12 protein-coding genes are annotated in these 13,228 nt (G+C 66.3%); 6 read left to right on the forward strand and 6 right to left on the reverse strand.

Annotation, left to right across the window (positions count from 1 at the left end; all coding sequences use genetic code 11):
* Positions 1-190: 190 nt before the first annotated feature.
* Together FEJ81_RS17415 and FEJ81_RS17420 are read left to right on the forward strand one after the other, a co-directional pair.
* Positions 191-1,204: a type II glyceraldehyde-3-phosphate dehydrogenase gene (locus tag FEJ81_RS17415; RefSeq protein WP_138246481.1), complete on the forward strand. Its 1,014-nt coding sequence runs from the start codon at positions 191-193 to the stop codon at positions 1,202-1,204.
* A gap of 201 nt (positions 1,205-1,405) precedes the next feature.
* Positions 1,406-1,807: an Hsp20/alpha crystallin family protein gene (locus FEJ81_RS17420; RefSeq protein ID WP_138246482.1), complete on the forward strand. Its 402-nt coding sequence runs from the start codon at positions 1,406-1,408 to the stop codon at positions 1,805-1,807.
* Between the two features lie 29 nt (positions 1,808-1,836).
* Here the strand turns inward: FEJ81_RS17420 and FEJ81_RS17425 are convergent, their stop codons facing one another.
* The 3 genes from FEJ81_RS17425 to FEJ81_RS17435 all read right to left on the reverse strand — a co-directional run bounded on the left by FEJ81_RS17425 (position 1,837) and on the right by FEJ81_RS17435 (position 3,869).
* Positions 1,837-2,709 (reverse strand): ATP-grasp domain-containing protein, encoded by an 873-nt coding sequence (locus FEJ81_RS17425; protein ID WP_138246483.1) that lies wholly within the window; start codon positions 2,707-2,709, stop codon positions 1,837-1,839.
* Positions 2,710-3,004: 295 nt separating this feature from the next.
* A complete protein-coding gene (locus FEJ81_RS17430) occupies positions 3,005-3,535 on the reverse strand; it encodes a 50S ribosomal protein L16 (protein WP_138246484.1) in 531 nt (176 codons plus the stop codon).
* Positions 3,536-3,638: 103 nt separating this feature from the next.
* Positions 3,639-3,869: a helix-turn-helix domain-containing protein gene (locus FEJ81_RS17435; RefSeq protein ID WP_138246485.1), complete on the reverse strand. Its 231-nt coding sequence runs from the start codon at positions 3,867-3,869 to the stop codon at positions 3,639-3,641.
* A 196-nt stretch (positions 3,870-4,065) separates the two neighbouring features.
* On the opposite strand from FEJ81_RS17435, the gene FEJ81_RS17440 reads away from it, so the two are divergent.
* The 3 genes from FEJ81_RS17440 to FEJ81_RS17450 all read left to right on the forward strand — a co-directional run bounded on the left by FEJ81_RS17440 (position 4,066) and on the right by FEJ81_RS17450 (position 7,209).
* Positions 4,066-5,298: a site-2 protease family protein gene (locus FEJ81_RS17440; protein ID WP_138246486.1), complete on the forward strand. Its 1,233-nt coding sequence runs from the start codon at positions 4,066-4,068 to the stop codon at positions 5,296-5,298.
* Between the two features lie 97 nt (positions 5,299-5,395).
* Positions 5,396-6,406: an ABC transporter ATP-binding protein gene (locus FEJ81_RS17445; protein WP_138246487.1), complete on the forward strand. Its 1,011-nt coding sequence runs from the start codon at positions 5,396-5,398 to the stop codon at positions 6,404-6,406.
* Positions 6,406-7,209, forward strand: a complete 804-nt coding sequence (locus FEJ81_RS17450; protein ID WP_138246488.1) for an ABC transporter permease — start codon at positions 6,406-6,408, stop codon at positions 7,207-7,209. The genes FEJ81_RS17445 and FEJ81_RS17450 overlap by 1 nt, the downstream gene beginning before the upstream one ends.
* A 46-nt stretch (positions 7,210-7,255) precedes the next feature.
* Here the strand turns inward: FEJ81_RS17450 and FEJ81_RS17455 are convergent, their stop codons facing one another.
* Positions 7,256-8,272, reverse strand: coding sequence for an NADP-dependent oxidoreductase (locus FEJ81_RS17455; RefSeq protein WP_138246489.1), 1,017 nt, complete (start codon positions 8,270-8,272; stop codon positions 7,256-7,258).
* Positions 8,273-8,404: 132 nt separating this feature from the next.
* On the opposite strand from FEJ81_RS17455, the gene FEJ81_RS17460 reads away from it, so the two are divergent.
* Complete coding sequence (locus FEJ81_RS17460; RefSeq protein ID WP_138246490.1) at positions 8,405-9,127, forward strand: carbonic anhydrase; 723 nt, start codon at positions 8,405-8,407, stop codon at positions 9,125-9,127.
* A gap of 12 nt (positions 9,128-9,139) precedes the next feature.
* On the opposite strand, the gene FEJ81_RS17465 is transcribed toward FEJ81_RS17460, so the two are convergent.
* Positions 9,140-11,590: a DUF2309 domain-containing protein gene (locus tag FEJ81_RS17465; protein WP_138246491.1), complete on the reverse strand. Its 2,451-nt coding sequence runs from the start codon at positions 11,588-11,590 to the stop codon at positions 9,140-9,142.
* Positions 11,580-13,076, reverse strand: a complete 1,497-nt coding sequence (locus tag FEJ81_RS17470; RefSeq protein ID WP_138246492.1) for a proton-conducting transporter transmembrane domain-containing protein — start codon at positions 13,074-13,076, stop codon at positions 11,580-11,582. Before FEJ81_RS17470 ends, FEJ81_RS17465 begins: the two co-directional genes overlap by 11 nt.
* Positions 13,077-13,228 lie beyond the last annotated feature (152 nt).

Raw genomic sequence — 13,228 nt, forward strand, 5'->3', positions numbered from 1 at the left:
TCGCGGGCGCTCTGCCGGTTTCTCCGTGAGGGTGCCAGCGACGGGAGCGACGGCTCGAGTCGCCGGCTCGAGATCCGTGCGACTGAATGTCGAGATCGGGCTCGAGACCGATTGAGAACTCCGATCCGAGTGAATATCGGCTGAGAGGCCTCGAAACGATTATCCCGCTCGGTGAGTCACTCTCGGGTATATGCAACAGGTCGCCATCAACGGCTACGGCACGATCGGCAAGCGCGTCGCGGACGCCGTCCGACAGCAGCCCGACATGGAGGTGCTGGGCGTCGCGAAGACGCGCCCGAACTTCGAGGCCGAGACGGCCATCGACAAGGGATTCTCGCTCTACGCGGCCGTCGAGGAACGCGAGGAGCTGTTCGCCGAGGCCGGTCTCGACATCGCTGGGCCGGTCGACGACCTCGTCGCCGACGCCGATGTCGTCGTCGACGCCACGCCCTCGGGCATCGGGGCCGAGAACAAGGACCTCTACGAGGAACACGACACGCCCGCGCTCTATCAGGGCGGCGAGGACGCCGACCTCGTCGACGTGAGCTTCAACGCGCGCTCGAACTTCGAGAACGCCGTCGACGCCGACCACGTCCGCGTCGTCTCCTGTAACACGACCGGACTCTCCCGAGTCATCGCGCCGCTGCGCGAGGAGTACGGCGTCGAGAAGGTCCGCGCGACGCTCGTCCGGCGCGGCGGCGACCCCGGCCAGACCTCTCGCGGGCCGATCAACGACATCCTGCCGAACCCGGTGACGATCCCCTCTCACCACGGTCCCGACGTCGAGACCATCTTCCCCGATCTGGACATCGACACGCTCGGGATGAAGGTGCCCGCGACGCTGATGCACATGCACAGCCTCAATGTCACGCTCGAGGAGGAGGTCGACGCCGCCGAGGTCCGCGACCTGTTCGCCGACGAGTCGCGGCTGTTCCTGATCCCCGAGCGGATGGACATCGACGGCAGCGGGAAACTCAAGGAGTACGCCCTCGACGCGGGTCGGCCGCGGGGCGACATCTGGGAGAACTGCATCTGGGAGGAGTCCGTTTCGACGGAAGGACGGGACTTCTACCTGTTCCAGGGCATCCACCAAGAGAGCGACGTGGTTCCGGAGAACGTCGATGCCATCCGCGCCGTGACCGGGACCGCCGACGCCGAGGAGAGCATCGAGACGACCAACGAGTCCCTCGGAATCGGGCTGTAGAGGGTCTCGCGCGCGTCGCAGTCTCGTTTCGTGCGGTTGATTGCTTCCGGTTTCGCGAAATCGTCCCGGTTCCGTTCTCGCGCCGCTCGAGCCGAGTACCGGACAAACGGCCCGTTTCGAGAACCACAGACGGCGACGACGGTTCTCGGATCGTATAGCAACGACAGAAAGTTTTTGCCACGCGATACCCTAGACACCCCCATGCGCCGAGACGACCGCGACGAACCCTTCGACGATCTGTTCCGCGAAATCGAACGAATGATGAACGAGATGATGAGCGGCGCGGACGGCAACGTCAATTTTGACTCCTCGAGCAGCGTCGACAACGGCTTCGGGATGGACACCCACGTCGACATCCACGAGACCGACGAGGAGGTTCGCGTCGTCGCGGACCTCCCCGGCGTCGAGAAGGACAACATCGAACTCGAGTGCGACGGCAAGACGCTGACTATCTCCGCCGAAAGCGAGCACCGCCAGTACGACGAGCGCGTCTCCCTGCCGACCCGCGTCAACGAACACACCGCATCCGCGACCTACAACAACGGCGTCCTCGAAGTCGTCTTCGATCGCGCCGAACAGTCCTCGGACATCAGCCTCGAGTAGTCGGGCCGTCGCGGTCGTAGTTTTTCCGACTACCGGTCCCCCGCAGCGGTGCGTATCGCGGCCGCCAGCCGATCGTAGAAGTCCGGTTCGTACTTCGTCTCCTCGTCGATCGTCGGCCGCGCGTTCGTCTCGTTTATCACCAGCCGGTCGTCCGTCTCGAGCAGATCGACGCCGAGGAACGGGATCTCGAGCGCCGCCCCAACCCGCTCGGCCAACTCGCGGTACTCATCGGGCAACTCGACGCCCGTCGCCTCCGCGCCGCGGTGGACGTTGTGCTTCCACTGGCCCTCGCTGACCGCCGCGTCGGGTAGCCGGCGCTCGACCGCGCCGACGTACTCCCCCTCGAGTATCATCACCCGGTAGTCGGTCGCGTTCGGGAGGTACTCCTGGACGAGAAACGACTGGTCGCCCGTCGCCTTGTAATCGTGGACCAGCGAGAGGTAGTCACAGATGCCGAGAAACGAGTCCAGATCGTGGGCCTTCGCGACGCCGACCCCCCGCGTCGTCGAGTTGGGCTTGACCACGACCGGCGGCTCGAACCGCTCGAAGACGTCGGCCAACTCGTCCGCTCCGACATCGTTAGAGACATAGACCGATTTCGGGACCGGCAGCTCGGCCCGCCCGAGCCGCGCCAGCACCTCGGCCTTGTTCCGCGAGGTCAGCACCGTCTCGTGATCGTTGAGCCACGGCACCTCGAGCAAGGCGTCGGCGACCCCTCCCTCCATGAGTCGGCCGGGGTAGACGAAGCCGACATCGTACGCGTCGGGCTCCCACGGCGGGTCGTCGAGCGCGACCGTGCGCTCGCGCACGGGCACGTGATGAACCCGTATCCCCCGCTCGGCCAGCGGCTCCCCCATCCGCTCGAACGTCTCCTTGTCGTTCGCAACCGCGAGATCGATCATACCCGGTACTCGGGAGGAGACGAGCAAAAAGGTGCTCGAGACGGCCGTCCTCGAATCGCGGGTTCGGTGGCCGGGAGTGCGTCTCGAGCATCGGCGAGAGACGTACGACTCGGGGGAGGGCAGGCGGTTCACCGAACCGACCGCGAGTGAGTGCCGAAGGCACGAACGAGCGGGCCGACGACTGATGTGAACGAGTGACTAACAGGAACGAGTGAACGGAGGGAGGAGTGCTTTTAATCGAATTTTTGCTCTGCGTGCGGTCGCAAAGCGACCGCACGCAGAGCAAAAATTCGTTTTACGCGATAAGCTGTTCCTCGCCGCGCTCGATGACGACGCGACACGGCGGCGAGATCTTGTTGTAGGAGCGTCGAAGCGCGTCCTTGGCGAACTCGGCGTCGTCGACGTCACACCAGATGGTGAAGATGCGCTCGCCGGCGTCGATGCGAGCGGCGGTGCCGACGATCTTCCCGAAGGCCTGTCGCATCCCGTCGGACACACGGTCCGCACCCGCACCCGTCGCCTGCTTGTTCTCCCGGATGACGTGGTGGGGGAACTTGCGCAGGACCATCTTGTAGTTGTTCTCGCCGGCGTTTTTCAGCATGTGACGGTTCGCCGAAAGGCGCGAGGCCTCGAGGCTTCCGTGGCGGATCTGGACCTCTTCCTCGGTGATCAGGCTGATCTGGACGGGGTAGTCCTCGGCGTTCGCCTGAGCGTCGCCCATCTTGTGCTGTGCGATCTTCGATCCGGGGATGCCAGTAATGTATTCGCGGCGCGTGTAGGCCGGCTTACTGATCTCCCGGTACATGGAGGCAGGTTTGTCGGACATGGTGGTTACTTACGAAAACGGAAGCCCACCGAGCGGATAAAGGCTTCGAAGCGCCGCGTCGAGTCCGTTCCGCCGACAGTCGGTGACTGACCGTAACCGGAACTCAGTTCGCGGGGACGTATTCGGCGTCGGACTGCTCGATCAGCCCCTCGCCCTCGAGCGAGGAGAGCACGCTCAGAATCGTGAGTTTCTGCATGTTCAGCAGCCGGCTCAGGTCTGCGGTCGTCGCTCCCCCGGTCGCCTCGAGGGTGAGGTAGACGAGTTTGCTTTGGGCGGAGTCGAGTTCGGTCGGGAGCTGTTCGAGTCGATCGGTCGTCTGCGCGTCTCGCAACATCGTACGAACGGCGACCACGAACTCGTGTATAAGCCTATGGGAGAGTGGGTATATAGACGCTAGTAGATATTATTGTGTATATATGCCGCATGAGAGTGAACGCGAGCGACGGAGGACGCGATTCGGGCACGCGAATTCGCGGTCGAACTCGCATCTCGGCGGCGTGTTTAAGGTTCCGCCGCCGAAACGGGTTCCCATGAGGAGTTTTCGGATCGGGTCCCTGTTCGGGATCCCGATTAAACTGGACCTGACGTTCCTGCTGGTGCTCCCGCTGTTCGCGTATCTCATCGGGGCCCAGATCGAGGGCGTCGCGACGATACTGAACGAGGGGTTGATGGCCGGAATCGACGTCGGCGCAATCACCGGCGGCGCGATGCCGTGGCTACTCGGGTTAGCCGCCGCGGTCGGCCTGTTCGTCGGCGTCGTACTCCACGAACTCGGCCACTCGCTGACCGCCCAGCGGTACGGGTTTCCGATCGAATCGATCACGCTCTGGCTGTTCGGCGGGATCGCCGCCTTCTCGGAAATGCCCGAAGACTGGCGACAGGAACTCAACATCGCCGTCGCCGGTCCCATCGTCAGCGTACTGGTCGGCGTCGGATCGTACCTGCTCTTCGTGGTCACCCCCGAGAGCCTCAGCGGCGTGCGGTTCGTCCTCGGCTATCTCGCCGTGTTGAACGTCGCACTGGCCATCTTCAACATGGTACCAGCCTTCCCGATGGACGGCGGGCGAGTGCTGCGAGCGCTGCTGGCCCGCAACCAACCGTACGCGCGGGCGACCCAGCAGGCCGCAAGCGTCGGTAAGCTCTTCGCGGTCGGCATGGGGCTGTTCGGGCTGTTCGTCACGTTCAACCCGCTCCTGATCGGCGTCGCCTTCTTCGTCTACATCGCCGCCTCGAGCGAGGCCCAGCAGGTGACGATGAAGGCGGCCTTTCAGGACGTCACCGTCGGCGATATCATGACGCCGGCGAGCGAGCTTCACACCGTCGAACCCGATACGACGGTCGCGACGTTGATCCAGCGGATGTTCACGGAGCGCCACACCGGCTATCCGGTCATCGACACCAACGCGTTCGAGGGCGAGCGGCTCGTCGGGCTCGTGACGCTGAGCGACGCCCGTGAGATCGACCCGGTCGAGCGCGACACCTATTCCGTCGAAGACGTGATGACGCGGGACCTACAGACGATCTCGCCCGACTCGGACGCTATGACCGCGATCGAGCGGATGCGAGAGCACAATATCGGACGGCTACTCGTCGTCGATAGCGCGGAACATCGTTCCGCTGACCGTTCGCGCGGCGAGACGCCGCGCGAAGACGACGCCGATCTCGTCGGACTGATCTCGCGGACCGACGTGATGACCGCCTTCGACATCGTCCAGCAAAGCGGTGCGATCGCGCCGTCGGGCCGACCGCGAACCGCGGACTGAGTCCCCGAGGCAGTGTGAGAATCGATACCGGCAGTAACGGCCGGCTCGAGTGCCGAGACCAACATTCTTAACCGCGACCGGGGCCGACGATTCGGCGATGCCACCGGCCATCGAGACCGTCGACCTCGTGAAGGAGTACGGTGATTTGCGCGCCCTCCAAGAGCTGTCGCTGACCGTCGAGGAGGGCGAATTCTTCGGCCTGCTCGGCCCCAACGGCGCGGGGAAGACGACCTTTATCAACACGCTGGTCGGCCTGGTCCGCAAGACCGGCGGCGACGCGCGGGTCTTCGGCTACGACGTCGAGGAGGACTACCAGCAGGCCCGCGATGCGATCGGCCTCGCACCGCAGGAGTTCAACGTCGACCGGTTCTTCTCGATTCGGGAAGTGTTGAAGCACAAGGCCGGCTATCACGGCGTGCCCGAAAGCGAAGCCGCCGAACGGGCCGACGAGGTGCTCAAGCGGGTCGGGATCTACGACAAGCGCGACGAGCGCTTCGACTGGCTCTCCGGCGGGATGAAACGCCGGCTGCTGCTCGCTCGAGCCCTCGTCACCGAGCCGGATCTGCTCATCTTGGACGAGCCGACCGCCGGCGTCGACGTCCAACTGCGCCACGACCTCTGGGAGCTGGTCACCGAACTCAACGAGGAGGGGACGACGATTCTCCTCACGACGCACTACATCGAGGAGGCCGAACGCCTCTGTGACCGCGTGGCGATCATGAACGAGGGCCGGAAGGTGACCGTCGCGACCCCGGACGAACTGAAGGGGCGAGGCACCGACACTATCGCCGTCCGCCTCGAGTCGGCACCCGCCAGCGCGCCCGATCTCGGCGCCTACGCACACGAAACGACGGTCTCCGGGGAGCGGCTCGAGGTCCGCGTCGACGACGGCGGCTCGACCGCGCCGCGGTTGCTCAACGACCTCGAGGCGATGGGCCACGAGATCGCCGACCTCGAGATCACGCGCACGTCGCTCGAGGAGATTTTCGTCGATCTCACCCGCAGCGAGGATCGGACGGTGACGCGGTCGTCAGCGGAGAGTTCGGACGACGGCGAGACCGCGACCGATGGACGCGAACCCGAGCGCGAACAGGAGGGGGTCGCCTGATGCTGTCGGTCGGCTTTCGCGCGCTCTTCCGGCGGGAGATACTGCGGTTCGTCCGCCGGCCCAAGAACACGTTCATGCCGCCGGCGATCACGAACGTGCTCTACTTCGCCGTTTTCGGGCTGATCCTCGGCGGTCGGATCGACAAGATCGCGGGCTTCGATTACATCCTCTTCATCGTGCCCGGTCTCGTCGTGTTAGGCGCGATTTCCAACGCCTTCGAGAACGCCTCGTTCTCGATCTTCCACGGCAGGTGGAACGAGTACATCCACGAGACGCTGACCTCGCCGCTGTCGTACGTCGAGATGGTCGTCGCCTACGTCGGTGCCAGCGCGGTCCGAGGACTCATCGTCGGCGTCATCATCGCCGTCGTCGGCCGGCTGTTCGTGCCGATCAGCATCAAGCACGGCCTCTATCTCGTCGCCACCATGGTCGTCATCACGTCGCTGTTCGCCGGCTTCGGGATCATCGGCGGGCTCGTCGCTCGAGACTTCGACGATCTGACCGTGATGAACCAGTTCATCCTCCGCCCGCTGGTGTTCTTCGGCGCGGTCTTCTACTCCCTCGAGACGTTCGAGCAGGCGTGGCAGGTGAACCTCTCCCTGCTCAATCCGATGGTCTACATGGTCGACAGCGTCCGGTTCGGCCTTCTGGGCTACTCGGACCTGATCTCGGTCGGCGTCCTCCCCGAACCCTACACCGACTTCGCGCCGCTCGCCTCGCTCGCGGTGCTCACGGCGTGTACGCTTCTCGTTTTGGGAATCGACGTCTACCTGTTCAAGACCGGCTACGGGCTGACCGATTGAGGAGCGGTCGGAGCGGTCGGCGGCCCTCGAACTCGAGGCCGAGGAGTCAGTCGCTGCGCTCGGCGACCTTGACCAGTTGCTTGCCGATGTTCTCGCCTTCGAACAGCCCGAGGAACGCGTCGGGCGCGTTCTCGAAGCCCTCGACGACGTTTTCGCGGTAGCGGATCTCGTCCTCCCCAACGAATTTCGAGAGTCGCTGAAGCGCCTCGCCCCAGCGGTCCTGATAGTCGCCGACGAGGAGGCCCTCGACTTTCGCGCGGGTTTCGATGAGTTTGGCGAGCTTTCGGGGACCGGTCGGTACCTCGGTCTCGTTGTACAGCGCGATCTGGCCGCAGACCGCGACCCTCGAGTGGACGTTCAGCTGGGGCCAGACGGCGTCGGTGATCGGGCCGCCGACGTTGTCGAAGTAGACGTCGATCCCGTCGGGACAGGCCTCGGCCATCGCACTGCCGAGGTCGTCGGTCTCCTTGTAGTTGATCGCGGCGTCGAAGCCGAGTTCCTCGGTGAGCCACTCGGTCTTCTCGTCGCTGCCGGCGGTACCAACCACTCGCGCGCCGTTGATCCGGGCGAGCTGGCCGACGACGGAGCCGACCGCGCCCGCGGCGGCGGAGACGACGACGGTGTCGCCGGGGTTCGGGTCGCCGACGTCGAGCAGCCCCCAGAACGCCGTCACGCCGGGCATGCCGAGGACGCCGAGGGCCGTCGAGATCGGCCCGAGTTCGGGGTTCACTCGCTGGAGTTCGTCCGCGTCGGCGACCGCGTGTTCCGCCCAATAGAGGTCGCCGGTGACGACATCGCCCGCCGAGAACGCGTCGGCTTCGGACTCGATGACTTCCCCGACGACGCCGGCCTGCATCGGATCGCCGACGTCCCACGGCTCGGCGTACGACTCCGCATCACGCATTCGCCCGCGCATGTACGGGTCGACTGACTGGTACAGCGTCTTGACGAGGACCTCGCCGTCGTCCGGCTCGGGCCGGTCGACAGTCACGAGTTCGAAGTTCTCCGTGGTCGGTTCGCCGACGGGACGGCTGGCGAGTCGCCACTGTCTGGTTTCTGCCATACACATACATGAACCCGCCAACAGGTGAAGATTGGCTTCGCGGAACCTCGGGACGGCGGTGCTGTCGATCGCCGTCTCCCGTCCGGCTCGGCGGGCTCGAACCTTTTTCTTCACCGTTCGTGTAGGTCGAGTATGGGACCCGATCGCAGTACTCTCGAGCGGCTCCTCGCCGGGAACCGGCGCCACGTCGAGTCGCTGCCCGACGAGTACTTCGCGGACGTTCAGATCGGCCAGCACCCGACCGTGGTCGCGGTCTGTTGTTCCGACTCGCGGGTCTCCCACGAGGGGATGTGGGGGATCGATCGGCCGGGTGGGATCTTTACGCCGAGCAACATCGGCAATCAGGTCTGGGACGAAGACGACGGCGAGCGGATCATCGACGGCGGCGTCCTCTATCCGATCCACCACACCGGCACCGACGCCGTGGCCGTCGTGGGCCACACCGGCTGTGGGGCCGTCACCGCGGCCTCCCACGTCGCGGCCGGCGCGGAGCCACCGGGGCCGCAGGGCGTCGACAAGTGGGTGGACATGCTCGTCCCCGTCGTCGAGGAGGCCCTCGAGAGCGGTCTGATCGACGCCGACGCCCACGACAAGCGGGTGATCAACCAACTCGTCGAATACAACGTCGGCTATCAGGCCCGCTCGCTGTGCGAGGCCGACGAGATCCCAGACACTGCTTCAGTCTACGGCTTCGTCTACGACTTTCAGGGCGTCTACGGCGACCGCCCCGGCCGGACCTACCTCGTCAGCGTCGACGGGGAAACCGACCCCGACGCGCTCATCGAGTTGGTGCCGGACGGCTACGAATCGACGGTGAAGAGCCTGCTGTACGGCGGCGAGGTCTCGACCGACTGACCGTCGGGGCGGTCAGTCGTCGGCCGCCGACTCCGCGACCGGTGTCGTCGGTTCCGGGACCGTCGCGTCCGTCGTCTCGCTCGCCCACTCGAGGTCGCCCGCGTAGTGGAACGCCTCGTTGTCCTGCTCGGGATCGACGGCGGTCAGATCGCCGATCCAGCCGTTCTCGAGGAGTTCGCGGACGTCCTCGTGCTCGCGGAGGATCTCGGTCACGCGCTCGACCGGCGCGTGGATCACCGCGGTCAGCCGCAGCGGCTGGTGGAAGGGGCGCTCGTCGTCGCGATTGAGCGACTGCAGCGGGAGGCCGGTCAGGAGGTCGCCGCCGTTGCCCTGGACGACGCCAACGTTGCCGACCGGGTTCTGGGTGACCTTCGAGCCGCTCCCGTAGGCGGCGTTGTCGACCGTCGCGAAGTAGTACTGGTTGTTGATCCACTGGGTGACCACGAGCGGGCCCGTGAAAATCGCCTCGAGGGCGTCGCCGTCGGGGTCGGTCGACCAGTCGTAGGAGTGGAGGAACGCGCGACCGTCGAGGTTCCGGTCGGCGGTCAGTTCGCGCGGTCCGATGACGAAGGAGGCGTTGCCGGCCAGCCCCCACTCGGGGCGGGTTTCGGCCCAGTCGGCCGCCTTGCGCTCGACCTCGTCGACGGCCGCCTCGCTCTCGACCGATGCGGTGCGCTCGGCCGCGGCCCCGGCACGGGCGCGGTCGAGGTTCTCGCGCAGGGACTCGAGGTCCGCGCGGTGGCTCTCGGGCACCGAATCGTCGAAGAGGGAGATCTCGTCGGTCGTCGTGTTGTGTTCGCCCGCGAGGAAGACGGTGTCCTCGGGGATGTCGATCCCGCGCTCGCGCAGTTCGGCCTGCACGTCCTCGTCGTTACAGATCGTCGCGAGCACGCGGGCGTTGGGGCCGCCGGGGTTGCCGGCGCAGGCCCCGCAGTCCAGACTCGAGCCGAAGGGGTTGTTCGTCGTCTCGCTGGCGTGGCCCGCGAAGACGACCAGTCGGGCGAACTCCGTCCAGCCCATGAGTTCGAAGGCGGTTTGTGCGTACTCGACTTTCTCCTCGTGGCTCATCCCCTGCGGGAGGTCGTGGTCGGCGTGATCGTGGTCGTCGTACGCGTCGTAGTCGATGGCGGGCGCGGCGACCTCGGGAACGCTCGGGACGCGGTCCTCGAGGGCGGACTCGAGTGTCGCGATCGACGACGGCGACAGCGTCCGCGCGGTCATCGCCGAGCCGTAGGCGCTGCCGGCCCCCTCGACGAAGGTAAAGGCGGCGACGAGGTTCGATTTGAGCGTCTTGAAGTGCTTGCGGGCCGCCGTGGCGAGCCCGGTCCAGCGGTCGCGATCGGCGGCCGCCTCGGCGTCGTCGGGCCGATCGACGATCCGGTGTTCGGGGTCGACGATCGGCGGGCAAGCGTCGGTGTCGGCCGCGGCCTCGTGGCCCCGGTAGCGCATCGGGACGCCGAAAAAGCCCGCGTAGCCGTGGGTCTCGTAGGGGCCTTGGGCCTCGATGTGGCGGCGGATCACCTCCGAGCGCGTGTCGATACAGAACACGAGTTGGGCGGCCGGCCGGTCGGCGGCAGCGTCGCCGGGCTCGGTCACCGAGTCGTCGATTCCCTCGAGAAGTCGCTCGCGATAACTCTTCTCCCACGCGGTCAGCCAGATCTCGGGTAGGGGAACGTCGTCGCCGTCCGCATCTGATTGGGCGGTCTCGGAGCCCTCGGCGAGGTCGATCGGCGCGGCCAGCAGGTCCGCGAGCGTGAGCCGCACCGCGAGGTACTGGGCCAGCGTAATCGGGTACGCCTCCTGCCACGGGTCGACGTCGTCGTCGGTCCGCTGCTTGATGAACCCGCTCCAGCCCGGGAGGGCGGCGAGGTGCGCTTCGAGGACCTCATCCCAGCGCTCCTCGGGGTAGTCGCCGAGTGCCGACTCGAGGGCCTCGAGCGCCGTCGCCGGGAGGTCGTCGGCGTCACAGCCCGGGATGTCAGCGTCGTGGGGAGCTATCGTGCGCCACGCCCGATAGAACCCGTCCTCGCGGTTGGGCATCGGCCACTTGGCCTGTCCCTCGTCGAGGAAGGCCGCGAGCCACTTCGAGAGGACCCGATCGACGGCTTCGGTCGCGTCGTCGGGCTCGGTGGCGGTGCGCTCCGACTCGGCCTCAGCCATCGCCTCGAGGAGCGTCTCGGGATCGCGGTCGATCCCGTGGGCCTCGAGTTCGACCCGGAGCGTGTCGACATCGATCCGGCCCGACTCCCACGCGCGGCGGAAGACCGACGGGTGGGGATACCCCCGCCCGCCGAACAGGTCCTCGGCCTCGGCGACGGCCCGGTGGAACGGCTCGTCCTCGAACCCCGAAAGGGGGTTTGCCGTGACGAACGAGTGCAGCGGCCAGACCGAGCCGATGCGTTCGGCCGCGCTGTCGATGTGTTCCTCGATGCGACGGGTGTCGTCGGGTTCCTTACGCGTCATTGTATTCCTCCGTACTGGTGAGGACGGTCGTCGGGTCCGGTTGCGAGACGTTCAGCAGGGCGACGTAGAGGCGTTCGCTCGAGCGGAGCCAGCCCAGTTCCGCCGCGAGATACGCGCCGATAAAGAGAGCGACGACGAGGTAGTGGACGGGCGTCATCGCGGTCGAAACGTGGGTCATCGGGACGCCCGAGAGCATCGACGAGACGGCGTTGAACGCGACGGCGTAGCCGCCGATCGCGGTCAGGACGATCAGCGGGACGCTGACGAACCGGACCGCCGTCGGCAGGGTCGACCGCTGGAGGATGTCTCGAGCCGCGGTCAGCGTCGTGAGGACCACGACCAGCGTCAGGATGGTGCCGCTGTTCAGCGTCAGGCTCGTCGCCTTTCCGGTGAGGACGCCGAACAGCACGCCGCCGCCGACGGCCGTCAGGAAGCTGACGGCGATCCCCGAGAAGCCCAGTTCGGTGTGGGCCGCGTCCTTCGGGGCCGCGCGTTCGACGCCCGCTCCCGACGAGAGGAAGAGGTATGCCTTGTAGAAGCCGTGCAGGATGAGGTGGGCGATCGCGGCGGCGAAAAAGCCGAGCCCGCACTGGAGTATCATAAAACCCATCTGGGCGATTGTCGAACTGCCGAGCTTGCGTTTGATGTCCGTCTGGACGAGGATCATCGCCTGTCCGAGCAGGGCGCTGACCGCGCCGACGAGGACGATCGCCGACATGATCACCAGTTGGTCCCCGATCAGCGGCGCGAACCGAGTCAGCAGAATCCCGCCCGCGTTGACGAACCCGGCGTGCATCAGGGCGGAGGCCGGCGTCGGCGCGGTCATCGACGACAGCAGCCAGCCGTGAAACGGCAAGAGTGCAGACTGGATGATCGCCGCGAGGACGATCCCCGCGGCGGCGACGAGCCCGACCGTCGGCGAGACGCCCTCGAGACCTTCAAGCAGGCCGGTGAGCGTGGTCGCGCCGGTCGCCCAGACGAGCAGCGCCACGGAGCCGGCGAGTAACGCGGTGCTGGCGAGGAAGTAGCGGCGGGCAATGTGGCCGGCGGCGCGGGCCTGCGGCCAGTCGCGAACGTGACCGATGAGCCCGGCCATCAGCAGCCCCATCGCCAGCCACGCGGCCACGAACAGCGCGACGTGGTTCGCCGCGGTCATCGTCATGACGGCGAGGGTAAAGCCGAAGACGCGACCGAAGAACCGCTCGAGGTCGCGATCGCCGGCCATGTAGCGCCGCGAGTAGCTGTGGACGATCCCGCTGAAGAACGTGACCACGACCCACATGACCGCGGTCAGCCCGTCGATCCGCAGGAGCGTCGGGAACTCCCAGCCGGCTCCGCCCCGGATCGCCAGCGCGAGGACGCCGAGACTGGCGATGAAGAGCGTCCAGACCGTCCAGGTCGACGCTCGAGGGACGGCCGAACTCGGCGGCGTCGGTTCGGGGCGCGGTGCGATGTCGTCGTCGATCGTTGCTGTGTCCTCGGTCATGTGTCGTAGCGGCGACCAGCCCGTCACCGGCTCCCGTCGTGACGTGTCGTTCGCGGCAACAATTGCCCAACTGGTCGTCTCTACCCCATATATGAACAGAGCGGTTATTATAGCCTTTGGTTCGAACAATTCGTTCGAATATCGCCAAATAC

The sequence above is a fragment of the Natrinema versiforme genome (genome assembly GCF_005576615.1).
In the GTDB taxonomy this organism is placed as follows: Archaea; Halobacteriota; Halobacteria; order Halobacteriales; family Natrialbaceae; genus Natrinema; species Natrinema versiforme_A.

Bases quoted from the DNA above. Each gene is read 5' to 3' on its own strand.
- FEJ81_RS17460 (WP_138246490.1), top strand. From the start codon at position 8,405: ATGGGACCCGATCGCAGTACTCTCGAGCGGCTCCTCGCCGGGAACCGG.
- FEJ81_RS17420 (WP_138246482.1), top strand. From the start codon at position 1,406: ATGCGCCGAGACGACCGCGACGAACCCTTCGACGATCTGTTCCGCGAA.
- FEJ81_RS17455 (WP_138246489.1), bottom strand. From the start codon at position 8,272: ATGGCAGAAACCAGACAGTGGCGACTCGCCAGCCGTCCCGTCGGCGAA.
- FEJ81_RS17445 (WP_138246487.1), top strand. From the start codon at position 5,396: ATGCCACCGGCCATCGAGACCGTCGACCTCGTGAAGGAGTACGGTGAT.
- FEJ81_RS17435 (WP_138246485.1), bottom strand. From the start codon at position 3,869: ATGTTGCGAGACGCGCAGACGACCGATCGACTCGAACAGCTCCCGACC.
- FEJ81_RS17430 (WP_138246484.1), bottom strand. From the start codon at position 3,535: ATGTCCGACAAACCTGCCTCCATGTACCGGGAGATCAGTAAGCCGGCC.
- FEJ81_RS17425 (WP_138246483.1), bottom strand. From the start codon at position 2,709: ATGATCGATCTCGCGGTTGCGAACGACAAGGAGACGTTCGAGCGGATG.
- FEJ81_RS17470 (WP_138246492.1), bottom strand. From the start codon at position 13,076: ATGACCGAGGACACAGCAACGATCGACGACGACATCGCACCGCGCCCC.
- FEJ81_RS17440 (WP_138246486.1), top strand. From the start codon at position 4,066: ATGAGGAGTTTTCGGATCGGGTCCCTGTTCGGGATCCCGATTAAACTG.
- FEJ81_RS17465 (WP_138246491.1), bottom strand. From the start codon at position 11,590: ATGACGCGTAAGGAACCCGACGACACCCGTCGCATCGAGGAACACATC.
- FEJ81_RS17450 (WP_138246488.1), top strand. From the start codon at position 6,406: ATGCTGTCGGTCGGCTTTCGCGCGCTCTTCCGGCGGGAGATACTGCGG.
- FEJ81_RS17415 (WP_138246481.1), top strand. From the start codon at position 191: ATGCAACAGGTCGCCATCAACGGCTACGGCACGATCGGCAAGCGCGTC.